This window comes from Paenibacillus cisolokensis, from assembly GCF_050481165.1.
Classification (GTDB): domain Bacteria; phylum Bacillota; class Bacilli; order Paenibacillales; family Paenibacillaceae; genus Paenibacillus_AH; species Paenibacillus_AH cisolokensis.
In genome coordinates this window covers 23,728-48,652 of sequence record NZ_JBCNFP010000041.1, presented here as the reverse complement: position 1 = coordinate 48,652, position 24,925 = coordinate 23,728, and the positions used below count along the sequence as shown (strand labels likewise).

At 58.6% G+C, this 24,925-nt stretch carries 19 protein-coding genes and 1 riboswitch; of the genes, 1 reads left to right on the top strand and 18 read right to left on the bottom strand.

Annotated elements, in window-relative coordinates; genetic code table 11:
- The first annotated feature begins 180 nt into the window (after positions 1 to 180).
- The gene (locus tag ABEV74_RS07720; protein WP_430144887.1) at positions 181 to 2,580 is read left to right on the top strand and encodes a glycoside hydrolase family 95 protein; all 2,400 of its coding nucleotides are present in this window, start codon (positions 181 to 183) and stop codon (positions 2,578 to 2,580) included.
- A 693-nt stretch (positions 2,581 to 3,273) separates the two neighbouring features.
- On the opposite strand, the gene ABEV74_RS07715 is transcribed toward ABEV74_RS07720, so the two are convergent.
- From ABEV74_RS07715 to ABEV74_RS07630, 18 genes are all read right to left on the bottom strand, one after another.
- Complete coding sequence (locus ABEV74_RS07715; protein ID WP_430144884.1) at positions 3,274 to 4,671, bottom strand: glycoside hydrolase family 32 protein; 1,398 nt, start codon at positions 4,669 to 4,671, stop codon at positions 3,274 to 3,276.
- A gap of 44 nt (positions 4,672 to 4,715) precedes the next feature.
- Positions 4,716 to 4,907: a hypothetical protein gene (locus ABEV74_RS07710; protein ID WP_430144882.1), complete on the bottom strand. Its 192-nt coding sequence runs from the start codon at positions 4,905 to 4,907 to the stop codon at positions 4,716 to 4,718.
- A 72-nt stretch (positions 4,908 to 4,979) separates the two neighbouring features.
- Positions 4,980 to 6,743, bottom strand: a complete 1,764-nt coding sequence (locus ABEV74_RS07705) for a glycoside hydrolase family 2 protein (protein WP_430144880.1) — start codon at positions 6,741 to 6,743, stop codon at positions 4,980 to 4,982.
- A gap of 33 nt (positions 6,744 to 6,776) precedes the next feature.
- Positions 6,777 to 9,143, bottom strand: coding sequence for a family 43 glycosylhydrolase (locus ABEV74_RS07700; RefSeq protein ID WP_430144877.1), 2,367 nt, complete (start codon positions 9,141 to 9,143; stop codon positions 6,777 to 6,779).
- Between the two features lie 5 nt (positions 9,144 to 9,148).
- Positions 9,149 to 9,988: a carbohydrate ABC transporter permease gene (locus ABEV74_RS07695; protein WP_062490163.1), complete on the bottom strand. Its 840-nt coding sequence runs from the start codon at positions 9,986 to 9,988 to the stop codon at positions 9,149 to 9,151.
- Positions 9,989 to 10,003: 15 nt separating this feature from the next.
- Positions 10,004 to 10,900: a carbohydrate ABC transporter permease gene (locus tag ABEV74_RS07690; protein WP_062490161.1), complete on the bottom strand. Its 897-nt coding sequence runs from the start codon at positions 10,898 to 10,900 to the stop codon at positions 10,004 to 10,006.
- 99 nt (positions 10,901 to 10,999) lie between these two features.
- A complete protein-coding gene (locus ABEV74_RS07685; protein WP_430144874.1) occupies positions 11,000 to 12,415 on the bottom strand; it encodes an ABC transporter substrate-binding protein in 1,416 nt (471 codons plus the stop codon).
- Positions 12,416 to 12,665: 250 nt separating this feature from the next.
- Positions 12,666 to 13,613 (bottom strand): ArsR/SmtB family transcription factor, encoded by a 948-nt coding sequence (locus ABEV74_RS07680; RefSeq protein WP_430144871.1) that lies wholly within the window; start codon positions 13,611 to 13,613, stop codon positions 12,666 to 12,668.
- A 1,365-nt stretch (positions 13,614 to 14,978) separates the two neighbouring features.
- Entirely contained in the window at positions 14,979 to 15,320 is a 342-nt protein-coding gene (locus ABEV74_RS07675; RefSeq protein ID WP_430144868.1) for an MmcQ/YjbR family DNA-binding protein, read from the bottom strand.
- A 109-nt stretch (positions 15,321 to 15,429) separates the two neighbouring features.
- Positions 15,430 to 16,677 (bottom strand): serine hydroxymethyltransferase, encoded by a 1,248-nt coding sequence (locus ABEV74_RS07670; protein WP_213528444.1) that lies wholly within the window; start codon positions 16,675 to 16,677, stop codon positions 15,430 to 15,432.
- A gap of 288 nt (positions 16,678 to 16,965) precedes the next feature.
- Complete coding sequence (locus ABEV74_RS07665) at positions 16,966 to 17,562, bottom strand: TIGR01440 family protein (protein ID WP_082655025.1); 597 nt, start codon at positions 17,560 to 17,562, stop codon at positions 16,966 to 16,968.
- 16 nt (positions 17,563 to 17,578) lie between these two features.
- Entirely contained in the window at positions 17,579 to 18,037 is a 459-nt protein-coding gene (rpiB, locus tag ABEV74_RS07660) for a ribose 5-phosphate isomerase B (RefSeq protein WP_062490149.1), read from the bottom strand.
- A gap of 129 nt (positions 18,038 to 18,166) precedes the next feature.
- Positions 18,167 to 18,248: riboswitch (ZMP/ZTP riboswitch) on the bottom strand.
- Positions 18,249 to 18,291: 43 nt separating this feature from the next.
- A complete protein-coding gene (locus ABEV74_RS07655; protein ID WP_430144865.1) occupies positions 18,292 to 19,044 on the bottom strand; it encodes a low molecular weight protein arginine phosphatase in 753 nt (250 codons plus the stop codon).
- Positions 19,045 to 19,137: 93 nt separating this feature from the next.
- Entirely contained in the window at positions 19,138 to 19,653 is a 516-nt protein-coding gene (locus ABEV74_RS07650; protein ID WP_372447078.1) for a manganese efflux pump MntP, read from the bottom strand.
- Positions 19,654 to 19,856: 203 nt separating this feature from the next.
- Positions 19,857 to 20,987: an L-threonylcarbamoyladenylate synthase gene (locus ABEV74_RS07645; protein WP_430144862.1), complete on the bottom strand. Its 1,131-nt coding sequence runs from the start codon at positions 20,985 to 20,987 to the stop codon at positions 19,857 to 19,859.
- A gap of 208 nt (positions 20,988 to 21,195) precedes the next feature.
- Positions 21,196 to 22,191: a zinc-dependent alcohol dehydrogenase family protein gene (locus ABEV74_RS07640; RefSeq protein WP_430144859.1), complete on the bottom strand. Its 996-nt coding sequence runs from the start codon at positions 22,189 to 22,191 to the stop codon at positions 21,196 to 21,198.
- 70 nt (positions 22,192 to 22,261) lie between these two features.
- On the bottom strand, positions 22,262 to 23,761 hold the full coding sequence (xylB, locus tag ABEV74_RS07635) for a xylulokinase (protein ID WP_430144856.1): 1,500 nt from the start codon (positions 23,759 to 23,761) through the stop codon (positions 22,262 to 22,264).
- Positions 23,762 to 23,820: 59 nt separating this feature from the next.
- The gene (locus ABEV74_RS07630) at positions 23,821 to 24,894 is read right to left on the bottom strand and encodes an NAD(P)-dependent alcohol dehydrogenase (RefSeq protein ID WP_244863343.1); all 1,074 of its coding nucleotides are present in this window, start codon (positions 24,892 to 24,894) and stop codon (positions 23,821 to 23,823) included.
- Positions 24,895 to 24,925 lie beyond the last annotated feature (31 nt).

Sequence of the window (24,925 nt, the reverse complement as noted above, 5' to 3'; positions counted from 1 at the left end):
CTGTATTTCGCCGCGACAAACCGCATGATATTCCGTCTGGAAATGTTGTGCCGGATCAAACAGGAAATACCGGATAAGGCGGCGAACTTTTCTATCTTATAAGGATGTCTCGTTTCAGATCGAACGATTACGCCGGCTCATGCCGCTGTACCGATGCTGCAACTCGAAGGAGGCTGCCAAATGAAGCTGTATTACAAGATGCCCGCGCGCGTATGGACCGAAGCGCTGCCTGTCGGCAACGGCCGGTTGGGCGCGATGGTTCACGGGGGCATTGAAGTCGAAAGGCTGGAACTGAACGAGGATACGCTATGGTCCGGCTGCCCGAAGGACGGCAGCAACCCGCAGGCGCTTTCCGTTCTCCCCGAAGTGCGCAGGCTGCTTGCCGCGAAGCGATACGCCGAAGCCGACAAGGCGGCTCGCGGAATGCTCGGCCCCTATACGCAATCCTATCTGCCGCTGGGCGAGCTGAAGCTGCGGTTCGGCCACGACGGCGATACAAGCGATTACAGCCGGACGCTCGATTTGGCGACCGGCATTGCCCGCACAGTCTATACGGTCGGCGGCACGCGCTATATCCGCGAGACGTTCTGCTCTTATCCCGATCAGGTCATCGTCACGCATATTCAAGCCGAAGGACCCGGCACCGTCGAGCTGGAGGCTTCGTTCGGCTGCCAGCTGCGGCATGAGGTGAAAGCGGAAGACGGGCGTCTCGTCCTGAGAGGACGTTGCCCGGATCATGTCGACCCGAATTATTACAACACGGAACGGCCGGTCGTCTATCGCGAAGACGGAGAAGCGGACGGAATGCCGTTCGAAGGCAGGCTTGCCGCTTCCGTCGATGGCGGCAGCTGCCGCGTCGAAGGGGAACGGCTGCTGATCGAAGGCGCGAAGTCGGCGACGCTGATTTTCGGTGCGGCTACCGGTTTTGCCGGATTCGACCGTTCGCCCGGACGACATGGACGCGATCCGGCGCCCATCGTCGAGCGAACCGTCGGCGCGGCTTTGACGAAAGCGTATGCCGAGCTTCTGGCCGCGCATACGGCCGATCACAAGGCCCTGTTCGACCGGGTGGAGCTAAGGCTCGGCAGCGACAAGGCTGAAGCCGGCATCCCGGACGGCTTGACGACCGATCGCCGGATCGCCGAGTTCGGCGCCCGGGATACCGGACTCGTGGAGCTGCTGTTCCAGTACGGCCGCTATCTGATGATCGCCAGCTCCCGGCCGGGGACGCAGCCGGCCAATTTGCAGGGCATATGGAACCGGGACATGCGTCCGCCATGGAGCAGCAACTATACGCTCAACATCAATACCGAGATGAACTACTGGCCGGTCGAGACCTGCAATTTGGCGGAATGCCACGGCCCACTGCTCGACTATATCGACGCCCTGGCCGTCACCGGCCGGCGGATCGCCCGCGTCAACTACGGATGCGGCGGGTGGGTTGCGCATCATAACGGCGACATTTGGGCGCATGCGGCGCCGGCCGGCGATTTCGGCCACGGCGATCCCGTCTGGGCGCTCTGGCCGATGGGCGGCATCTGGCTGTGCCAGCATTTGTGGGAGCATTACCAGTTTGGCCGCGACGAACAGTTTTTGCGGGACAAGGCGTTTCCGATCATGAAGGAAGCGGCGCGGTTCGCTCTCGACTTCCTGATCGAAGACGATCAGGGCCGGCTGATCACCTCGCCTTCGACTTCGCCCGAACATAAATTCCGCACGCCGGACGGAGAGCTTGCGGCCGTCGGCACAGCCAGCACGATGGATATGCAGCTGCTGTGGGAATTGTTCAGCAACTGTCTGGAAGCGATTGAAGTGCTGGGCGGCGAGGAGCAACTGCGCAAGGAAATTGCGGATGCCCGCGAGCGGCTCCTGCCGATGCGCATCGGCAAATACGGGCAGTTGCAGGAATGGCCGAATGATTATGAAGACGAGGACGTCCACCACCGCCATGTCTCCCATCTGTTCGGCGTCTACCCGGGACGGCAGCTGACCCCGGAGGCGACACCCGAGCTGTTCGCCGCGGCGAAGAAGTCGCTGGAACGGCGCGGCGACGACGGAACGGGCTGGAGCCTCGGCTGGAAAGTCGGCTTGTGGGCGCGCTTCCGCGACGGCAACCGGGCGCTGGCGCTGATCGGCAATTTGCTGCGCCTTGTGGATGAAGCGGCTGAAACCAATTACCATCACGGCGGCGTGTATCCGAATCTGTTCGACGCTCACCCGCCATTCCAGATTGACGGCAATTTCGGCGTGACGGCCGGCATTGCGGAGATGCTGCTGCAGTCGCATGACGGCATCCTGCGGCTGCTTCCGGCGCTGCCGGACGCCTGGCCGGAAGGACGCGTAAGCGGGCTGCGCGCCCGCGGCGGATACGAGGTGTCGATCCGCTGGAGCGGCGGCGCGCTGGCGGCGGCCTCGGTCTTGTCGGCGCATGGCGGACCTTGCGTCGTGCACGCCGGTACGCCGGTTGCCGTCACATGCGGCGGCCGCGAGATCAGAACCGAGCGGCGCGAAGACGGCTCGATCGCGTTTGCGGCCGAGGCCGGTCGGCTATACGATATCTCGCCCGGCGCCGTGTTCTAACGGCGGCCGTGGAAGCCGGACTGCCGCGTATGACTCGGCAGCCCAGCTTTTCCGCGGCCGCGCAGCCCTCTCCGCCGCCCTATAACGACAAATTAAAGGGGCTGTCCCAAAAGGTCTTGAATGACCCAGGGACAACCCTTCTTTTTTGTCTTATAGCGGTCGTCCGCCACCGGACATTGAGGCAGAAGAGCAGCCGTCGCGATTATGTTGCTGTCGGGCCACTCCAGCGGGGCACTGATGTCGCTGGCGATAGCCGAGGATGGCTATGCCCGCGGGCCGCAATGTTACCGGCGATAGCCGAGGATAGCTATATCAGCGGGGCACGATGTCGCCGGCGATAGCCGATCGCCCCTTTTCCGACGGGGCAGGGGCGCCGGTAACAGCTGAAGAACGGTGAATACTGCAAAAGTGCAGGATTTTTGCCCCCGACAGATGTCTTTGGCTCTAATTACTGCGAAAGTGCAGGATTTTTTGATCATTTTCGCCTTTCACGTCACTTGGAGGCAAAAATACTGTATTATCGCAGGAACTTTAGCGTTCGGGCTGTCAATATCAGGAAAAAACTGCACTTTTGCAGTATTGGTTTTGAACCGGGAAAACTTTTCGAATACCCCTCGCACACCAAGCTGATAAATGAGCCATGAATATGTGAGACAGCCTCATTTTCGAATCCGTTGACAGAAGAAAGCGTCCCTACTCGGTACGGATTTCCGCCGCCTTCATCTCCCATATTTTCATACTGGAGACGACCGCTTCGCCGCTCGAACGCAGCTCAATGCCGTTGCTGTCTTCCAAGGAAGGATACACCCTCGCCGTGAGGCAAGTTTCGTCATCCGCAAACACTTCGATGATCGACCGGTCCGCGAAAATCCGCAGTCTCAGCAGCCCGGCGCCGCCCGCAGGCGGCAAGTCCCCCTTGATCGGAGATTTATGGACGTTCGGGAACAAGCTCGAATTCGAACGATCGATGACGATCGAATTCGTCGCCAAATCCAGGCGCACGTCGGTACGTTCCCGGCCGCACGGCGAAGCGAAAACGGAAACGGTCAGCTCGCCGGTCTTCAAGGTCCGTCTGTCGATTTCCAGCGAGCATTCGAAGGACGTCGAACGAACCCCCGTATTCATAGGAACTGGCCCGACGCGCACATCCGCAAAGCTTCGCTCCTCGCCCCGCAGCGTCTCCAGCTCGGGAACCGGCGACATCGCGAGCGCGCCGCTTGGCTTCAGATCGACAAGACGCGGCAGCGCCAGCGCCCCCGACCAGTCCAGGCTTGCCGGGAAGTCCTTGCCTCTTCCTTCGGGCACCCATCCGAGCAGCACGCGCCGCCCCTTCTCGTCGACGAAGCCGGTCGAGACGTAGAAGCCTTCCAAGCCGCTGTAGTCGACGGTGCCGTGCCGCAGAACGTCCGTCAATCTGTCCCCCTCGATCGTGCCGGAGACATAGCGAACCGGCCCGCTCGGGGAGTAGAACAGAACGGCTTTATCGCCGAAGCGGAACAGATGCGGACACTCCCAGATCCATTCGTCGCCGCGGTGGAAAATCCCTTTGAAACTCCACTGTTCCAAATCGTCGGATCGATAAATCATGCCGCAGCCTTTGCCGTTGACTCTCCCTCCGAGCAGCATGCGCCATCCGTCTTGCTCTTTCCAGGCGTAAGGGTCTCTCCATTCCGTTATCCGAAGCTCCCCGTGCAGCTCGGCGGTCAACACGGGATTGATGTCCGGCTTGCGCCAGGTGCGCAGATCGTTCCCTTTGGCCATCCACTGCTGGGCTCCGCTCGTCGCGTTCCGTTCTCCTTCGCCGATGCTCGTATAAAACAACGTCACCTCGCCGCCGTTTACGACCGAGCAACCCGAGTAGCAATGGCGCTCCCCGAGCTCGCGGGAAGGGGCAAGCGCGACCGGCAGATGCGTCCAGTTCACCAGATCGAGACTTTTGGCGTGTCCCCAGTGGATATCGCCCCATTCCGTAGCCGAAGGATTATGCTGGTAGAACAAATGATATTCGCCGCCCGACTGGAAGGGGCCGTTCGGATCGTTCATCCAGTTGCGCGGCGGCGTAAAGTGATACCTCGGTCTGTAGCGATCCATCCGATCACTCCTAGTTTGTTCTGATCCATTCGACGTTGTCGATGTCAATCGCCGTTGTTCAGCTTCAGAAGCCTCGGGTACCACACGCCCCCGGAAGAAGGCGCGTAAGCCGTGATCGAATCGGTCGGCCAAGCCATGCCCGCGGTCGAAGCGGCAGCGAAACCCGCGGGAAGAATTCCCGCGATCAAGGCGACAAGCAACAGAATGCGCGTGACGGTTTGAACGCTTTTCCCCATCCTTTTCCCCTCTCCCCTGCTTATATGGAAGCCGACCTTCCGGGAGACCGGCTTCCGGTTTTCCGAACGGCTTTACCCCAAATTGATGTCCCGGATTTTCTCCGGCGGCACCTTCGGTTTGCGGTCTTCCGTCAGCAGCCCGTTCACCTCTTGCTGCACGTCGGTCAACTGGGTATAACAGTAGCCTACAATATAGTCCGTTTCCTTGATCGCCTCGTGGATGCCGCGAAAACGCGCGAGATACTCCTCTTCCGAAGCGACCTGGTTGCCATAACCCCAGCCTTTGTCCGACCGGAAGGCGATGCCGCCGAATTCGCTGACGATGATCGGCTGCCCGGCGTACGAATAACCTTTTGCGAAAGCGTACTTCCATCTGTTGAACGCTTTTTCGTTATTTACGATTTCGTCTTTGTTCGCGTAGTTTCGAAGGAACTCTTCCTTCGTCTCGACATAATCATGCAAGGTCAAAATGTCGGAAACGGTATGCTCCCACCCGTCGTTCGCGATGACCGGACGGGTCGGATCGAATGCCTTGGTCAAATGGTACACCGCTTCCGTCAGCTTCTGCTGCCTGCGGTCGTGCATGATGTTCATGACGCCCCACGACTCGTTGAACGGGACCCACGTGATGATGCATGGATGGTTGTACTGCTGCCGGACGACTTCCATCCACTCCGACGTGAACTTCTGGATCGCGTTGTCGTTGAACTCGAACGTCGCGGCCATCTCCGACCAGACGAGCACCCCTTTGACGTCGCACCAGTACAGGAAGCGCGCGTCCTCTACCTTCATATGCTTGCGGACCCCGTTATAGCCCATCTCCAGCAGCTTGTCGATGTCTTCGATGATGGCCGCGTCCGACGGAGGCGTCAGATGGCTGTCCGGCCAGTAGCCTTGGTCGAGTACGAGCCGCTGGTAGATCGGCACGTTGTTCAGCAGCACTTTGCCTTTTTCGATCGAAATTTTCCGCATCCCGAAGTAAGAGTACACGCGGTCGACCTCTTCGTCGCCGTGATAAAGAACGAACTCCACATCGTATAAATTCGGGTGGGCCGGCGACCAGAGACAATGCTTCCAGGGGCCGTTCATCTCGTGTACGAGATCGACGTCGAGTTGAAGCCACCGCCGGTCGATCGCGAGGCTCGCTTGCTTGACCTGGCGCCCCTTCAGCGTAATGAGCGTCTCGAGCCGATATCTTCCGCCTGCATGCTCGCCTCCATTGACCTGATATTCGAAACGGACGGATTGAGCGTCGACGTCCGGCGTAATTTTCACGGAATCGATGTGGACCGGCGAGACGAATTCCAGCCATACCGATTGCCAAATGCCGGTCGTCTGCACATAAAAACATTCGAAGTTGTCCGGCACCCATCTTTGCTTCCCGCGCGGCTGCGTCGCATCCGTGCTGTCCTCGGCCTTCACCGTCAGCTCGTTGGTGCCGCCGAATGTCACGTGCGGCGTAATATCGAACGAGAACGCCGTATAGCCTCCGTCGTGGCGTCCGACATAACTGCCATTGATCCACACCTTCGCGGTATAGTCGACCGCCTGGAAATGGAGCAGAACGCGCTTGCCTTCCTCGGCGGCCGGCACGACGAACGAACGATTGTACCAGACGCTCCGATGATGGGCTTCCTCCCCGATGCCGCTCGCCTTCGTCTCGTAGGTGAACGGTACGACGATCTTCCGGTCGCCGCCGAAATTGTACGGCCACCCATCCGCCTCCCCCCGATCATTATCGTCGAAGCCGAAGCGCCATTCCCCGTTCAAGTCGACCCACCGCTCCCGCACGAATTGGGGCCTCGGGTAGCCCGGGGTGTACATCTTTGTTGTCATCTTTTTTCTCCCGCTCCTCTTGTCTTCACTTTTCTATTTAAAAGATGAAATCGTTAACGGCGAAACCGTCCAAGCTTCCGATAAGCCGCGCTTTCCGACGCGGCCGTGAAGAAAGGCGTTCGGATCCGTCCACGTAAGGATCGGCTCCTCGCCGCCGTCCGCGAACACCGACAGCGCCGCGCCGCGAAGCTTCGCAACGACGCGCTTCGTCTCGCCAGGGGCGATCGCAAGTATGCCCGATTCGACTTCTTCCACGTTTTCGTAGCTCACCCGGTACAGAACGACCCTGCCGTTGCGGAACGTCAATTGATAGCCCATGAACGAATCCGCCACCTGGTCCGGAAATTCCGACTCGTTCGTCGTGCGCAGCAGCACGCTCGTCTCGTCAATCGTCTCTTCGTTCAGAGTCACGTCGAACGAGACGTCATAATCGGTCCAGCCGGCATCGCCGCCGAACCGCTTGTCGGTGCCGACTTCCGTCGGCTCGACGATCACATTGTCCGGCACGGCGGCCGCTTCGGCCGCTTCGACGTAACGAAGAGCTACTTCCCCGCCGCCGCCGGCGAGCCGCACGGTAATCCGCCGGGTTCCCGCCTCCAGCTCGAACAAGCCGAGGGGTACTTTGGTCCACTCCCCGTCGTCCGCGAATAAGGAAGGCTCCAGCTTGCGCTTTACCGTCTTCCCTCCCGCTTCGATCGCAAGCAGAGAGCCCGCGGAAGCGTTCGAGACGGAAGCCGACAGCAAGTAATCGCCGGAACGCGCGACGTGAACCGGGAACGAGACTCCGTCCCCTTTGTGCGCAAGCACGAGCGCGCCGCTGCCGTCCGGCGTTATGCCGAAACGCTCCTCCGGTCTGCCGATCGGCGTCCCGTGCACGGCTTCCATCGAGCCGGGAACGGGCTTGATCGCCTTGCGGTCGCTGCTGCCCCCCGCTTCGTTCGAGAAAGCCGTATAGCGCAGCCGCGGATTCGCCCCTGCGTTCCATGCGTAACCGATTTTTCCGCCGCGCGCCTGAAATCCCTTCCGCTCGATTCGCAGCAATCCGTCCCAATACAGCTTGACGGAATCGCCGTCCGATTCGGCCCGAACCGTATGCAGCTTCGTCAAATCCATGCCGTCCGGCAGCGGTCCGCTCGCCTCGATCTTCTCGATGCCGTCTTCGACTTCGACCAGCGACAGCGTCATACTCGCTTCGTCCAGCCGCGCCGCGCGATATTCGCCTTCGTTCTCGTAGGCGAATATCATATCGAGCGTAGCCTCTTCCCGCGCGCCGTCGCCCGCTTCCCCGCGGAGCACGAAATTAAATTCCGCCGTATGGCGTTCTTCCGCAGCAGATCGGGACAGCCAGCCCCGGCCGTCGCCGACTTGCTCCCACTTGTCCGCAGGCGGCGCGTATTCGGGAATGTCGGCGAAAGCCGGCGGCGCGGGCGCTTGCACGGGCGTTCCGTGCGTCGGTCCGAGCACGCTCAGCTTGTCGCCGTTGAACGCCAGCCGGTCGATGTTCAGCCGGCGAACGGGAGGGCCTTCCGCCGACCTTCCGGCCAAGTCGTGATAGACCAAATAATAAGAGTCCATATCCGGTCCCATGACCGTCGAGCTGTGGCCGAGTCCGTTAAAACCGTCGGCGGTCGAGATCAGCAGCGGATTATTCTCCGGAATCGCGTACACGCCGTCCGGCGCTTCGCGGCTCACCCCATAGTTCACGCGGTAGCCTTTGCTGAAGACGTGATTGCCCGTATACGTAATGAAGTAACGTCCGTTCCGCTTGACGATCATCGAGCCTTCCGTCCAATGGCCGAGCGACGTGTTCAGCTTCTTCCCCGGTTCGATCGTGAACGGATCGGTCATCGGGGCAGCCATGATGCCGCCCGATTCCGCGTGGGTAAACAGCCACTTCCCGTCATCGTCGATGAACACCGAGCCGTCGATCGTCAGGCCCAGGTTCTCCGTCTTGACGACGAACGGCCCCGTCGGCTTGTCGCTCTGCAGGACGTAATGTCCTTTGCCCGCGGGAGACGTGTACATGTAGAACGAGCCGTTCCAATAGACGACCTCGGGCGCGTAAGCCCCTTCGGTCAGCGGCTCTTCCGTCACCAGGCCCTCGTAGCGCCAGGTGACGAGATCGTCCGAGCTCCAGGCTTTGACGCCGACGCGCCAGTCCTTTGTGCTGCAATACAAATAATACTTCCCGTCGTGCCGAAGCACGAACGGATCTCCGATGCCGTAATCCTCCCATTCCTGCTCCAAGACGAGCGGATTTTGCATCGTCTGTCCGATGGCGATCGTCATATTGTCCGCTCCTTCTTTCTTCGCGGGCCCCCACAGGGCGGCGGCTGCGGCGATGATGACCGCGAGCGCGCCGGCCGAGAGCAAGATCCCGATGCTTGTGCGCCTGTTCATTCGGTTCATCCTTTAATGCCGCTGATGGCCATCGATTCGATGAAGTACCGTTGGGCGAAGAAAAAGACGATAAGAACCGGAAGCAGCGCAATCAAAGATGCCGCCATCATCGATGGGTAATTGGAAGTCGAAATGTAGTTGGATTGCATGCTCGCGATCAGCACCTGGATCGTTTGCTTTTCCGGCGTGTGCAGGTAGATGAGCGGCCCGAGGAAATCGTTCCAGATGCCCATGAAGCCGAGCGCCGCCTGCGCCGCGATTGCAGGCTTCGCGATCGGAAGCGCCACCGTGACGAAGGTGCGGAAGTAGCCCGCTCCGTCGATTTTCGCCGCGTCGATCAGATCGCTTGGAATGGAGCCCTGCATGAATTGGCGGAAAAAGAAAATGGTGACGATGTTTCCGAACAATCCGGGAACGATCAGAGGCAGCAGCGTGTCGACCCAGCCGAGCTCGGAGAAGCCGATGTACTGCGGGATCATGACGACGGAGTACGGGATCATCATCGTGCCGAGCAGCGACATGAAGATCGCATTTTTAAACGGGAATTCGAATTTGGAAAAGGCGTAGGCGGCCATCGCGGAGACGAACAGGCCGACCGACAGCACCGTGACGACGATAATGCCGCTGTTCATAAAGCCGTGCAACAGCGGCGCTTTCGTCCAAACGTCGATATAGTTCGCCCAAGTCAGCGGATCGGGGATCCACTTCGGCGGAATATCGAATACGTGCTGCTGCAGCTTGAGCGAGGTGGATACCGTCCAAGCCAGCGGCCCGAGCATGACGAACGAGCCGGCGATCAGCAGCGCGTAAATCAATACGTTCATGATCGTCCTTTCTCTTGCCATCCCTGCGGCTCCTCTCTAGTCCTGGTAGACCCACCGCCTGGAGAAGCGGAATTGGATCAGCGTGATGATAAAAATAATAACTCCAAGCACCCACGCCACGGCGCTGGCATATCCCATGCTGAAATATTTGAACGCTTCCTGGAAAATGTAGAACACGATCGTCGCTCCGCTGTACTCGGGTCCGCCGTCCGTGGCCATGATGTACATTTGGCTGAACGATTGGAACGTGCCGATGATGCCCATGACGATTACGAAGAAGTGAATCGGCGTCAGCAGCGGAAGCACGATATGTCTGAACTGGTGCCATCGGTTGGCGCCGTCGACCTGCGCGGCCTCGTAGTAAACCGACGAGATGCCCTGCAAACCCGCCAAATAGAGCACCATCGTCCCCCCGATCCCGCTCCAAAGCCCCATAATGACAAAGGAAGGCTTCACCCAGTTCGGGTCGCCGAGCCAGTTCGGTCCCTGCACGCCGAAAATGGTCCAAATGAATTCGTTAATCAAGCCGTAATCGTAATTCAGCATCCACTGCCAAAGCAGCGATACCGCGATGATCGGACTGATGACCGGAATATAGTAAATCGTCCGGAACACGGAGATGCCCTTGAGCGGACGGTTCATCATAATGGCGAGCAGCAGCGAAATGACCATGCCGATCGGGATGCCGATGAGCAGATAGAACGTATTATAGATCGACTTGTAAAATTTTTCGTCCTGAAGCATCTTTTTGAAGTTTTCCGTACCGACGAATGTTGCCGGCGTCAGCATATCCCAAGACGTAAAGCTCAGCCCGAGCGACGTCAGAAGAGGCGCAAGCCCGAAAATCAAAAAGCCGAGGACCGGAGGCGTGACGAACAACAGCGACCACGCGATCTCCTTGCGACGGTATCCCGTCGTTTTATTCCGTTTCATCCGCAATTCCTCCCGGCCGCAAGCGGCGAAAAGGCAAAAGACGAATCGCGGTTGCCCGCCGCCTTTCGCCTTCCCGCCCGCGGGGCGTTTCCTAAGCGATTACTTGTTGCCTTCGTCGTACAACTTTTGAAGTTTCGGCTGTTCTTCTTTCAAGAAATCCGCGGCAGACTTTTTACCCGTCCACACTTGGCTGACATCTTGCCAGAACGTATCGAGCCATTTCGTGTTTTTGGAGCCGACTTCGATCGGCGGACGGCCGTAGTCTTCGATGATATCGAGAAATACTTGCCGGTTCTGCGGCGCTTTTTCCATTTGGAGAAACTCGCCTTTCGCCATGTCGATCAAGTTCGGCACCGCTTGGCCGAGCTCGTAGTTTTGCTTTTGCGAATCGCGGTCCAAGCTGAGGTACGCCGCGAGGGAGAACGCGTCGTCCGGATATTTCGTGTCCTTGGAGACGACGAAGCCGAGAGAGCCGAGCCAAGTCGCCGTTTTCCCCGTGTTCGGGCTCGCCGGCCATGCCGCGATGTCCCAATTGAACGGAAGATCCCAGAAGGCAGGCTGGTCCCAGGGTCCCATCGGGAACATCGCGACTTTGCCCGCCACGAATCTCGAATAACCGTTTTGCGCTTTTTCATCGTCCGGCGAAGGGCTTACTTTGTGGACGAGGCTGAGGTCCGCGACGAATTGAAGCGCTTGCGCGAACTCCGGCGTGTCGATCGTGATCGTGCCTGTGGAGTAGTCGATCCAGTCGCCGCCGTTGGCCCATACCGCGGATTCGAGGCTGTAGCCCGCGACGCCGAACGTGTCGATTTTGCCGCGGTCGTTCACGACCGTCAGCTTTTTGGCGTCGGCGAGCATGTCGTCCCACGTATATTCGCCGGCTTTGGCGCTCGGATAGGACAAGCCCGCCCGATCGAACAAATCCTTGTTGTACGCCATCGCCCACGGACCGACATCCTTCGGCAAGCCGTACAAGTCTCCGCTGCCGACCAGCTTGCCGTCAAAACGGTACCGGTCCAGCGCCGCCTGCCAGACGTTGTCCGGATCGACGATATCGCCGCTGTCGAGCATCGGCTGCAAGTTCATCAGAATGCCGCTGCTTACGAATTTGTTGAATTGAGCGCCGCCTGCATAGAAAACGTCCGGCGTCTTCTTGGCCGCGATCAGCGTGTCGAGCTTCTGATAGTACTCGCCCGGAGGCACAACCGTATATTTGACCTTTTTGTTCGGGTACTTCTGCATGTACGAGTCGATCAGCTTTTGGAATACGGCTTTTTCGCTGTCGCCGCCCCAGCCCATGAACTCGATTTCGGCTTTCGCTTCCGGATCGAAGCCGCCCGTCGCTTCCGCAGACGGTGATTCGGATGACTCAGGCTCTTTTGTCGATACCGTCGGCGGGGCGTTTGACTCGCCCGTTCCGTTATCATTGTTCGATCCGCATCCCGAAAGCACGAATGAAAATGAAAAAAACAACGCGATCATGCCGACGGCCCACTTGTTCTTCCAACCTTTCATCGCTTTCCCCCCAAATTTGGAATAAGCAAACCCTGTAACTCCAAACGAATACTGAACAATACAACGCTTACATCTCCAGCTTGCCGAAGGACATTCTGCGCCGGACAAACGTTCCATATGATGCAAAATCGTTGTTTTGTTACAAATATTCTGTTTATGATCAAAATATAAATTCTTATCGTTCGAATGTCAACGTTTTCTTTCATTTTTATTGAATAATTCAACAAAATTTACGGATATTCTGTTTTTATTACATGAAAACTGTAACATTTCCTTGCTCGTACCGTATTCTCATGATGATGCCCTGCGGATAATCTCCGAAGTTTTTGCCGAACAGATTGATTCCGCCTTGATGCTTCGCATCCGGCTTCAGCCCGATTCTCAGCGTAATGTATGGCTTCTCCTCCAGACGAAGATCGGCCAGCGTCACAGACGAGCACTTTTCGTTGTCGACGGCGCTTCGGTCGTGATTGATCGACCATGTTTTGAGCAGGCCGTGCTGCGTGCTCGAATCGGCCCACCAATCGGGGTTCAGCTTGCCGCGATGGTCGCCGAAATCGCCGGGGGAGATCCATGAGCCGACCTCGACATCGTTGACCCAAACCGTAATTTCCGATGGCCAGTCGTTGTTGTAATTCGGCGCTTCCGAGCATAGCTCCATCGAGAACTCAAGCGATTTCACCTTTGCGTCTTGCGGCAGCTTTTTGGGAAAGCGGTATTCGATCCAGCCTTTGCGGAACCAAATGATTTCCGCCGTCCGGCAGTCCGGGTGATAGAAGCTTTCAGGTTCGTCCTCGGGAATGACCATCTGCGTCGAATTGGCGATGCCGCACGTCGGTTGGATGTCGAATTGAATGAAGTGGCCGATCGGCATTTCGATTTCGAACGTCTTGTCACGGTTCTGGTAGTAGGCAATCGGATTCAGGATGAAGCGGACGTCGTCGAAATTGCGGCTGCACACCTTCATGGCTCCCCGCGTCGCGGGCTGCAGCTCGGTCAGGATCAGCTCCGCCTCCTCGAGCACCTTTACGTTCGTCGCGGCCGTCGAAACCGGGATATCCAGCGCTTCGGCGATTTCGATGATGTTTACGTTAGGCTTGGTCAACAACAGCTTGATAATCCCGATTCTCGTATGCGTGCTTAAGGCATGGGCGACCTTCACGAGACGGTCAGGTTCATTGATCGATAATTCCAGCATGAAGACGGCACCTCCGGATAATCGTGAATACAGTAACTTGATTTAATCATGATTTGTTGATTCCGTCCATCATTTTTGTAATAAAACAGATCATCCATGCAATATCCGATCTCCATCTATCCGATTCGCAGGATCGCCGTCCCGCGGAAGGCCGGTGTGCTGAGATGCCGCCCCGCGGAAGGCAGGCGTGCTGAAGATGCAGCCCCGCTCGGCCACTTGTGCACATGCATTGCTTTATTCGCTATCGCTTTTTCGCGGCTGGCTTGGCCATTTGTGTACTGCAGGGCCCTATTCGCTTTCGCCTCCACGGCCACACGGCCACTTGTGCACCTGCATTGCTTTATTCGCTATCGCTTTTTCGCGGCTGGCTTGGCCATTTGTGTACTGCAGGGCCCTATTCGTCCTCGCCTGCGCGGCCACACGGCCACTTGTGCACCTGCAGGGCCCTACTCGCTTTCGCCTGCGCGGCCACACGGCCACTTATGCACCTGCAGGGCTCTATTCGTCCTCGCCTACTACGCGGCTGCTTTGCCTTTTGCGCACCTGCAGGGCCCTATTCGTCCTCGCCTGCGCGGCCACACGGCCACTTATGCACCTGCAGGGCTCTATTCGTCCTCGCCTGCGCGGCCACACGGCCACTTGCGCACCTGCAGGGCCCTACTCGCTTTCGCCTGCGCGGCGTTGTCGGCGCAACGACCAGCGGCATGTTGAAAAACGACTGGCATCGTATTTGACGAAGCAGTCGAACGCAACCATGGCATTCAAGTGTACTCTGTGCAATGAAATACTTCTATACCGCCTTTCTCGGGCTCATTCATTGCACTCCGTACAGTCAAATGCCCCCATTTCAAGCGATTTGAGCGATTCCGACGAGTTTCATTGTACGTTTTGCAATAAAATGCCTTAGTATCGCCTTTTTTCTGCCACATAACTGTACAATGTACAATTCACTCCAAAATCCGCTTACGTCGGAAACCGAAAAGACCACCCTTTCGTAAACGGAGCTTCCGTCTGCCATTACGAACCGAGTGGTCTCTGTACATTTTTTTGAAAAAATATTGTCGATCTCGGGAGCAATCGCCGGTCTGTTGAACGATGGCCGTTTTTTTGAGGATTAGTCGCCCTTCGGGCAATCGCCGCTTTTTGAAGAACCGCCTGTCTTTTGAGCAAATTGCAGCTTTTTTGAGGATTTGTCGCCTTTTGCGCAATGACCGCTATTTTGAACAATTGACGGTCTTTTGAGCGATCGCCACCTATGGAGCAGTCACCGCTTTGAGGAGTCGCCGCCTTTTGCCCCAATCGCCGCTTTTATGAACAATCGTCGATCCTTTGAGCAACGCCGCCGCTTTTAAAGCAAATCGCCGCTTATTTCAGTTTGGCCCGTTCGGCCTTGGGCAGTCCGCTTACGACGAGGTCGTACGAGTGGCGCACCATATCTGTCAGCTCGGACAGCGTGAAGGTGCCGTCGAGCGCGATCGTGTTCCAGTGCTTTTTGTTCAGATGATAGCCGGGCTTCACCGCGGCGTGCTGCTCCCGCAAACGTTCGGCGATGGCCGGATCGCATTTCAGCGAGATAGCATCTCCGTCGCCGGATAAAAGCGCGAACATTTTGCCCCCGACCTTCATGACCTTCGGGTCCGGTCCGAACGGGAACTCCGCCCGAGCACCGGGCAAGGACAAGCAATAGTCTTCCAGTCTGGAAATCAATCAGCGCCGCCTCCCCATACTTCACGCGAATTGTTACGTTCATGGGAAAGCAGCCCCGGCGATCCGGCGCATACGCGCGGAAACGGTTGCCGAGGCTGCCTGTCCCTGTTTAATAGGTCAAATTCGGATACAACGGGTATTGTGCCGTCAGCTCACGCACCAAACCTCTGGCTTTGGCGAGCGTCGCTTCGTCCTTCGGATTTTTCAGCGTCATGGCGATGATATCGGCGATCGTCTTCATTGCCGTCTCATCCATACCGCGGGAAGTCACCGCCGGCGTGCCGATCCGGATGCCGCTCGTCACAAACGGGCTCGTCGGATCGAACGGAATAGCGTTTTTGTTAACCGTAATGCCGACCGAATCGAGCACATGCTCGGCGTCTTTGCCGGTAATGTTCAAGTTGCGCGTATCGACAAGCATCAGATGGTTGTCGGTGCCGCCGGAAACGAGGTTCAGACCGTGACCGAGCAGCGCGTCTGCCAACGTCTTGGCATTGTTCACCACATTTTGGGCATATTCCTTGAAGGAAGGTTCAAGCGCTTCTCCGAACGCCACCGCCTTGGCCGCGATAATATGCATAAGCGGGCCGCCTTGCGTGCCGGGGAAAACCGCCTTGTCGATGGCGGCGGCCCATGGCTTGGTGCACAGAATCATGCCTCCGCGCGGACCGCGAAGCGTCTTGTGGGTCGTCGTCGTGACAAAATGGGCGTGCGGGACCGGATTCGGATGGAGACCAGCCGCCACAAGACCCGCAATATGCGCCATGTCGACCATGAACAGCGCGCCGACGTCCTGTGCGATGCGGCCGAGCTTCTCGAAATCGATAATGCGCGGATACGCGCTCGCCCCTGCGACGATCAGACGCGGACGATGCTTGAACGCCGCTTTGCGGACTTCTTCATAATCGATCGTAAACGTGTCTTCGCTTACGCCGTACGCGACAAAATTGTAAAGCAGGCCGGACGCGTTAACCGGACTTCCATGCGTCAAATGTCCGCCATGCGCGAGATTCATGCCGAGGACCGTATCGCCCGGTTTGAGCGTCGCGAGGTATACGGCCATATTGGCCTGAGCGCCCGAGTGCGGCTGCACGTTGGCATGCTCGGCGCCGAACAGCTTTTTGGCCCGTTCGCGCGCGATGTCCTCGGCGGTGTCGACATGCTCGCAACCGCCATAATACCGCTTGCCCGGATAGCCTTCCGCATATTTGTTCGTCAGCACGGTGCCCATCGCTTCCAGAACGGCCTCGCTCACGATGTTCTCGGACGCGATCAGCTCGATGTTGTCACGCTGGCGCTGCAGTTCGAGGCCGAGCGCGCGAACCAGTTCGGGATCTTGCTTGCGCAAATGTTCCATTCTCTTCTCCTCCTCCGAATTGAATACTCAACGGTCAGCAATCTGCTTGTCGCCCGTTAGAGCGCTACGGTAAGCGAATGCCCGTTAGAGCGCTACGGTTGACAACCTGTGAGACCGTCCGCTCGCGGTGCTACGGTTAACAACCTGTGCGCACGCCCGCCAGAGCGCTACGGCTCCGCAACCAGTTGGTGCCCGCCCGCTAGGACGTTACGGTTAACAACTTTGTTGGTGCCTGCCCGCCAAAGCGCTACGGCTCCCTGCTTGGCGCACGCCCGCTCGCGGCGCCCGTCATTCACACGCTTCACCGGCACGTTCCGCCGCATCCGCCGCTTCGAGCGAATAGACGGCGCGTGCGCCGCCGATCAGCTTCGGGCGCGTCAGCGCCATCGTCACATGCGCACTTCCGATCGCGCGCACCGTCGGCCGCACCGGCACCGCAACGCGGCGCAGATGCATCCCGATCAGCGTGTCGCCGATGTCGATGCCGGCATGCGCCGATACCGTCTCCACCAGCACGGCGTCGGGCAAATGCCGGTACGCATAGGCGGCCATCGAACCGCCGGCCTTCCGTACCGGAATAGCGGCAACCGGCTCCAGGCCGTAACGTTCGGCCGCCTCGCGCTCGATCACGAGCGCCCGGTTCAGATGCTCGCAGCACTGGTATACCGGATAGAAGCCAAAGTCGCGCCGCGCCGCTTCCACCCCGGCGAAGACCGCAGCCGCCGCCTCCATCGTTCCGGCCGTGCCGATTCTCGCTCCTATCAGTTCGCTCGTACTGACGCCCAGCACAAGCAGTTGACCCGGCCGCAGCTTTGCCGCAACCGCCAACTCGCGGACGATCGTCTCGACATCCGCCGTCACGCCGCTCCACGATATTCCGCTCATGGCCGCGCCTCCCGGATCAGGGGCGAACCGCATAACGGTCTTCGATCGCCTTCACTTTGCCGATGCGCCCGACATGGCGCTCGCCGCCCGAAAACGGCGTTTCCAGCCATATGCGGATAATTTCCTGCGCGACGCCGGGGCCGATAACCCGCTCGCCCATAGCCAGCACGTTGGAATCGTTGTGCTCGCGCGTCGCTTGAGCGGAGAACAGATCGTGCACCAGCGCGCAGCGAATGCCCGGCACCTTGTTGGCGGCAATGGTCATGCCGATACCCGTGCCGCATATCAAAATGCCGCGGTCGGCTTCTCCGGCAACGACTGCGTCGCATACGGGAAGCGCGTAATCGGGATAATCGACCGACTGCTCGCAATTGCAGCCGACATCATGCACCTCGTGGCCGAGCGATTCGATAAACGGTACCAGAACGTCTTTCAGGCGGTATCCGGCGTGGTCCGCGCCAATGGCGATTTTCATATCCACATCCTCCTTCAAGGTAAACCGTTCTTTTGCTAAGAACGGAAAGTGTCGAAATACGTTACCTTTAGTATACCTGAATTCGCCTTAAAAGACGAAAAAAGAGCAAGACATGCATCGCTGCATGCTGCTCTTTGCCCAGGCGACCGGCCGTATATTCCGATGCTCCACCGTGGTTTCGCCCACTTCGTCGCCAGTCACATCGGAACCCATTTGTCGAATCGAGTTAATCATACCCGAGTTTGTGAAAAAAATCAATCGTCTTTGTTCCCGTCTTTACCTTCGAATTCGCCCTTTTCGCCCTTATCGTCGCCTTCGCTGCCTTCAACTTCGCTCTCGTTTTTACCTTCATTACCTATATTTTTACCTTCGTCTTTGCCGCCTTCATCTTTTCCTTCGTTTGCACCCTCGACTTCGCCCTCGTCCTGCCCCTGCATTTCCTGCAGCTTGTCGAGCAGCCGGCGCAAGGCGTCCTCAATTTCGTTGGCGCAGCTATGATATTCCTCTAGCGAACCGCCAAACGGATCGGCAATATCAAAACTCGGAATGCGCCGCTCCAGCTCCAATAGCCGCGTCCGCTCCGCTTCGCCCAGTTGCTCGCCGAGCGCGGCTTTCATATGCAGCTCGGAATAAAGCCGCTCCACCTCCTCCAGATCGGAGAGGACCGACGAATCGCGGTCGACGAATTCCTTGAGCGTATGGGTTTTGTTCACCGCTTCCGGAAACCGCTCCAGCAGCATCCGCTTATGGCTGACCGTCATCGTCAGAATGAGATCGGCCCAGCCGACGGCTTCTCCGCTGATTGCGGAGGATCGTCCGTCGTAAGCCACTTTTCGGTCGGCCAGCACCTTGGACGCGTGAGCGGATACCGGCAGGCCGTTCACCGTCGATACGCCCGCCGAGCGGACCTCCACCGGAAACCCTCGGCCTTCCGCCATGCTTCGAAGCATCGCTTCGGCCATCGGAGAGCGGCACGTATTACCGGTACATACAAACAGAATACGCATAGCCAATGCAGAGCTCCTTTTCGAAACCGGCGGCGTCTTGACCGATGCCGCCGTTCTTGTGATGGATTTGCGCTTCTACTGCGGTTACTCCGTTTATACCAAAAACAGTATGCCGAAAGCAAGCAAAATGACTCCGCCGCACGCTTCGCCGTAATCCCCGAGGTTGACGCTGACGCGCCGGCCGAGCAGCAAGCCGAGAACGGACATGAGCCCGCCGAATGCCCCGAACAGCAAAATGGTCATCATCATATCCGCGGCGAACAGCCCGAGTGAAATGCCGACCGAGAACGAATCGACGCTTACGCCGAACGCAAAGAGCGTCATCCCCCAAACGCTGCGGTGATTGAACGATCGGGCGTGATCGCCGCGCATCGAGCTGTAGATCATATGTCCGCCAAGCACCAGCAGCAGCCCTCCTGCCGCCATCGTGGCGACATGGCCGAGCAATACGCCCATGTAGCGGCCGGCCACAATTCCGGCGAGCGGCATCCACACATGAAACAGCGCGATGACGGAGCTAAGCTTCAGAATATCCCGCAGCCGGATCCCCTTCAGACCGATGCCAATGCCGAGTGAAAAGGCGTCCATTCCGAGCGCGAACGCCATCATGAGCAGCGTCACAAAATGACCGCTTTGCAAATTGGCGACGTCCAAAGTCCATCTCCCCCGATTCCCGTTGGCGTTCACTACCCAACATATGCGGACGAGCAAGGAAAGATGACCAAGCTTTCGGCAATGGGAATGGAATCACCGCACAGGCCGGAATGAATTCCGACGCACAGGAGAGCTGTACATACCGGATACGGACCGGGCTACACCCGGACGATCCGGTGGGCGGCCGCCTTGGCCAGCCGGTTCAGGAGGGCAAGTCCGATGCCCGTCTGCGGGCAAGCTTCGGCCCATATGCGGTCGATGCCGCGCGCGTCGAACTCGCGAAGCGAGCCGTACAGACGCCGGGCCGCCGTCTCCAGCCGCGCCAGACTGCCGCAGGCGATCACGGCGTCGGCGTCGTACCCGGCCGCCCTTTCCTCGTACGTGAGCACGCCGGTCCGTTCGCCGCGCCGCCGCGCTTCTTCGACCGCCTCAAGAATATAGGCCCGCACGGCCGAAGGTTCCCCCTGCACGAGCTCCATGACGCCCCGTGGAGCGTAATGGGCGTATTTCATGCCGGGGGAGCGCGGCGCGCCATGCGCGGCTTCCGCGGCTTCGTCTTCACGCCATGACGCGGACGGCTCCTCGCCCGGCTGCAGCGAGACACTCGGGAGGCCAAGACCGAGCGACGGATCGAGCAGCACCTCGTCCGCCGTCTCCCGCAGCTGCTCCGCGGTTACCCCGCCCGGGCGCAAAATGCGGACCGAGCCGGGTCCGGCGATTTCCACCACCGTCGACTCCACGCCGACGCCCGTCGGACCGCCGTCGACAATCCCGTCGATCCGGCCGTTCAAATCGTCGATGACATGCGCCGCCTCCGTCGGGCTGGGCCGTCCGGAGCTGTTGGCGCTCGGAGCGGCAATCGGCCTGCCCGCCTCGGCAATGAGCCGCAGCGCCAGGTCGTGGTGCGGCATGCGCAGCGCCACCGTATCCAGACCGGCCGTTACGCGCGGCGAAACCGCACCGGGACGGACGGGCAGCACCAGCGTCAGCGGGCCGGGCCAGAAGCGCTCCATCAGCCGGCTTGCCAATTCGCCGTACGGCAGGACAAGCGCGTCCAGTTGCCCTGTGTCGGCAATATGGACGATAAGCGGATTGTCGGCCGGACGCCCCTTGGCCGCGAATATCCGCTCCACCGCCGCCGTGTCGGCCGCGTCGGCGCCAAGCCCGTATACGGTTTCCGTCGGAAAGGCGACAATTCCGCCGTCCCGCAGCATGCGGGCCGCTTCCGCGATCGCCCGCTCCCGGCCGCCCGGCTCGAGCGCCCGCCATATTTTCGTATTTGCAGTCATACCAACGTCAATCCTTGTCTGTCGTTTCTCGCCAAACGTCAAGCGAGCCGCCCGATTCGGGGCGGCGTCGCATCATGCCTGCTTTATTATATCATATTGCAGCCAAAAAACCTCAATTCGAAGACGTTGAAACCGGGACGTTCGGCAGCGCGGGCATACGCTGTGATTTGCAGGCCAACAATTCCTATTGCTTGATCGCCGCCTCCCCCTACAGTTTGATCTGGACCTTCAACAAGCCCGGATCTTTATGTCCGCTGAAAAATGCCGGCGCATCCTCCAGCGCGATAACTTTGGAAAGCAGCGGCTTCACGTCGACCCGCCCTTCCTTAATCCAGTGAAAGGCGGGATAAAACGTCTGGTTGGTCGCTTTTGTGCCGATAATCGTCCAATCCTTGTTAAACAAATCGAACGGACTGAACCGGATCCGATCATCGTTGTTCGTCACGCCGAACTGCAAATACCTGGAGCCGGGGCCCATATAGGCAAACGCCTGTTCAATAACGGACGGAATCCCTGTCGCCTCGACGACGACGTCGAAGCCTCCGGGGAAGTCATCCGGCGACAAATCCCGGCTGAGCACCCCTCTCGTCGCGCCGAATCGCAGCGCAAGATCGAGTTTTTCCCGGGATACGTCGACGACCACAAGTTCGGACGCTCCCGACCTCGCGATCGTCTGCACCAACTGCTGGCCCATCGCTCCCGCGCCGAACAGGATCACCCGCTCCCCTACCTGGAGCTGCAACCGGTTCATCCCGTACACCACGCAAGCCATCGGTTCGATAAACGCGCCTTCCTCGAACGTCATGGCATCCGGCAGCTTGAGCACATTTTGCATCGGCACGCGCACATATTCGGCCATGCTTCCGTCCAGACTGACCCCGATCCCCTTCCAGTTGCTGCACAGATTTCCCCGGCGGGTCAGGCAATACGCGCAACGTCCGCAACCAATATTCGGTTCGGCGCTAACCCGGTCGCCCACCTTCAGATCCGGCACGCCTTCGCCAACCTCATGGATAACGCCGGAAAACTCGTGGCCAGGTACGATCGGGTAGGAAGCAATGAATTTCCCCTCGTAGATATGTACATCTGTGCCGCAAATGCCGACGTTGTGCACCTTTATCGTCACTTCCCCGTATCCCGGCTTCGGATAGGGTACTTCCCTGATTGTCGCATGAAACGGTTTTTCGATCACGAAAGCTTTCATTTTTGTCCCTCCGTTGAACGACTGTCCGTTTATGGCGGCGCCGAGCGCCGATAAGACATTTGAATGCCATTCAGCCTTTGCCGGTCCAGACGGTAAACAGCTCTTTGTTGCGAGCGTACACTTCTTGAAACAAGCCGTAATAATGCTCGTATATCGGTTGCGCCGCCGGATCGGGCTCGAACTGTCGGCCGGTCATGGACACCGCTTGACGGCAACCTTCCGCCAATGACCGATATGCGCCGATTCCCGTTCCGGCTATGATCGCCGCGCCGACACAGGCTTCCTCTTCGATTCGGGTTGTATAGACCGGCTTGCCGAAGATGTCGGCCTGAGCTTGCAGCCATACCTCGTGTTTGGAGCCTCCGCCGGACGCCAGAATGCGGTCAACTTTAATCCCTTGTTCCTCGATCGTCTCGAGCGAGCTGCGAAGCGCGTAAACCACCCCTTCCACCACCGCTTTCACGATATGCTCCTTGCGGTGCTTCAGGGTCATGCCGAAAAAACAAGCCCGCGCGTTCGGATCCATATGCGGAGTCCGTTCCCCGATCAAATACGGCAGGAACAGTACACCTTCGCTGCCCGCACGGACGCGCGTCGCCAGTTCCAACAGGCTGTTGAAGTCGGATGTCTGAAGCACATTTTCCTTCAGCCACTTCAAGGCAAGGCCGCTGTTCAGGTTGGAGCCCTGTATGACCCAGGAGCCCTTGAAGACATGGCAAAACGTGTTCAGTCTCCATTGAAGGTCATAGAGCGGTTCGGCCGTCATCGAGGAGACCTGTCCGCCCGTGCCGATATTGGAAATGACCCATCCCGGCTCGATCACCCCGTTGCCTACCGCTTGCATCGTTTGGTCGGAACCGCCGAAAACAACGGGCGTGCCCCGACGCAGCCCGGTTTCAAGTGCAGCCGATTCCTGAATTTCACCGGCAATATCCATGGGCTCGAAGCATTCGGGAAAAATGGACGGAGGCAAGCCAAGCGCCTCGATAAGCGGATGGCACCACTGCCGTTCCCGGGTATTAAATGCCAGCGTGCTTGAAGCGTCAGTCGCTTCGCACGCGATTCTTCCCGTTAATTTGTACCGGATATAGTCTTTCGGCAGCAGCACCTTGTCGATGGCCGCGAAAACTTCCGGTTCGTTCTCCTTCACCCACAGCAGCGAAGCGACCGCAAAGCCGGCGGACGCCCGATTCATCGTTTGCGGCGCAAGCTGCTGCTCATGCAGCAAATCGTTGATCGATCGGACCTGCTTTTTCGCTCGTTGGTCGGACCATATGATGGCGGGCCGAATAGGTTCCCCGCTCCGGTTCAGGACAACCAGACCGTGCATCTGGCCGGACAGCCCTACCCCGCGAATACGCTCCGCTTCGACCCCCGATTCGGACAAGAGCTTCCGTATGACCCGTGTTGTCGCAGACCACCATCTGTCTGGCGGCTGCTCCGCCCACTCTTCTTGGGGAACTTCAATCGGATACTGCTCATGGCAAATGCCGTACGTCTTCCCGGTTACGTCCATTAACAAAGCTTTCACGCTTGATGTGCCCAAATCAATCCCGAGCAAGAAAGTCACATGCATGACCCCCTTTGTCTTTTACGTTCCTTTGCACACGCTGCGCATAAATGGGCAACCTATTCGATTGCGCCGTTCGGATACACGACAATTTTCAGACACTCGCTCTTGTGGTTAAGCGCCCGCTCCATCGCCGCTTGCGTCTGTTCAAGCGGAAACTTGTCCGTGACGATCGCGCTCGCATCCACCAAGCCGGACGACAGAAACGCAATGCCTCTCGGATAGACGTTGGCATAGCGGAAAATGCCGTAAATATCCACTTCATTGTCGGCAATAAACGGGATGTTCAGCGCGATGTCGGCTTGGGCCGGCAATCCGACGATCGCAAGCTTGCCTCCCCGCCGAAGCGATGCCAGGGCGGCTTGAAGCGCCTTCGGATTACCGGCCGTCTCCCATGCGACATCAACCCCGTCACCGTTCGTTAACCGTCTGATTTCCTCTACCGGGTCCTGTTCCCGGATGTTGATCGCGTGGCTTGCGCCGAGCCGTGTTGCGGCTTCCAGCCGCAACGGCTCAAGATCGGTCACGATGATCGTGCCCGCACCGTATGCTCTCGCTGCCGCCACAGCCATCAGTCCGACCGGCCCCATCCCCATGATCGCGACGGTGGAGCCGGGCTGCAGGCGCGTGCGGACGGCCGCATGCAAGCCGACCGAAAACGGCTCCACCAAAGCCGCCTCCTCGTAGGACAAATGATCCGGAATCGGAAAAACGAAGTCTTGCCGCATTTTAATATATTGCGCGAACGCGCCATCGTAAGGAGGGGTTGCCAGAAACTTTACATCCGGACACAGATTGTATCGGCCGCTCTTGCAAGCGTCGCAACGTCCGCATGTCACGCCCGGTTCGACCGCAACCCGGTCGCCTACCCGGAATTTCCGGACGTTCTCACCGACCGCGGCAATGTCGCCGGAGCACTCGTGTCCCAAAATAAACGGTTTGTCCACCACATATTTCCCGATACGGCCATGTGCGTAATAATGCAAGTCGGATCCGCATATCCCGACCGCCATCACCTTGATCAGCACCTCGTCAGGTCCGATGGCGGGGACCGCCATCTCCTCAATGCGAATTTCCCGTGTTTGATGCATCACAGCCGCTTTCATCGCCGCGGGCAATTGGCTCGTCGTCATCGCTCCCAGTTCCTTTCTCCAAAGAAATTCG

Excerpts from the sequence above, each read along its gene's own strand:
- ABEV74_RS07645 (WP_430144862.1), bottom strand. The coding sequence starts at position 20,987 with ATGACTGCAAATACGAAAATATGGCGGGCGCTCGAGCCGGGCGGCCGG.
- ABEV74_RS07705 (WP_430144880.1), bottom strand. The coding sequence starts at position 6,743 with ATGACAACAAAGATGTACACCCCGGGCTACCCGAGGCCCCAATTCGTG.
- ABEV74_RS07650 (WP_372447078.1), bottom strand. The coding sequence starts at position 19,653 with ATGATGGCGTTCGCGCTCGGAATGGACGCCTTTTCACTCGGCATTGGC.
- ABEV74_RS07710 (WP_430144882.1), bottom strand. The coding sequence starts at position 4,907 with ATGGGGAAAAGCGTTCAAACCGTCACGCGCATTCTGTTGCTTGTCGCC.
- ABEV74_RS07695 (WP_062490163.1), bottom strand. The coding sequence starts at position 9,988 with ATGGCAAGAGAAAGGACGATCATGAACGTATTGATTTACGCGCTGCTG.
- ABEV74_RS07655 (WP_430144865.1), bottom strand. The coding sequence starts at position 19,044 with ATGCGTATTCTGTTTGTATGTACCGGTAATACGTGCCGCTCTCCGATG.
- ABEV74_RS07680 (WP_430144871.1), bottom strand. The coding sequence starts at position 13,613 with ATGCTGGAATTATCGATCAATGAACCTGACCGTCTCGTGAAGGTCGCC.
- ABEV74_RS07670 (WP_213528444.1), bottom strand. The coding sequence starts at position 16,677 with ATGGAACATTTGCGCAAGCAAGATCCCGAACTGGTTCGCGCGCTCGGC.
- ABEV74_RS07690 (WP_062490161.1), bottom strand. The coding sequence starts at position 10,900 with ATGAAACGGAATAAAACGACGGGATACCGTCGCAAGGAGATCGCGTGG.
- ABEV74_RS07665 (WP_082655025.1), bottom strand. The coding sequence starts at position 17,562 with ATGAGCGGAATATCGTGGAGCGGCGTGACGGCGGATGTCGAGACGATC.
- ABEV74_RS07630 (WP_244863343.1), bottom strand. The coding sequence starts at position 24,894 with ATGACGACGAGCCAATTGCCCGCGGCGATGAAAGCGGCTGTGATGCAT.
- rpiB (WP_062490149.1), bottom strand. The coding sequence starts at position 18,037 with ATGAAAATCGCCATTGGCGCGGACCACGCCGGATACCGCCTGAAAGAC.
- ABEV74_RS07720 (WP_430144887.1), top strand. The coding sequence starts at position 181 with ATGAAGCTGTATTACAAGATGCCCGCGCGCGTATGGACCGAAGCGCTG.
- ABEV74_RS07640 (WP_430144859.1), bottom strand. The coding sequence starts at position 22,191 with ATGAAAGCTTTCGTGATCGAAAAACCGTTTCATGCGACAATCAGGGAA.
- ABEV74_RS07715 (WP_430144884.1), bottom strand. The coding sequence starts at position 4,671 with ATGGATCGCTACAGACCGAGGTATCACTTTACGCCGCCGCGCAACTGG.
- ABEV74_RS07685 (WP_430144874.1), bottom strand. The coding sequence starts at position 12,415 with ATGAAAGGTTGGAAGAACAAGTGGGCCGTCGGCATGATCGCGTTGTTT.
- ABEV74_RS07700 (WP_430144877.1), bottom strand. The coding sequence starts at position 9,143 with ATGAACAGGCGCACAAGCATCGGGATCTTGCTCTCGGCCGGCGCGCTC.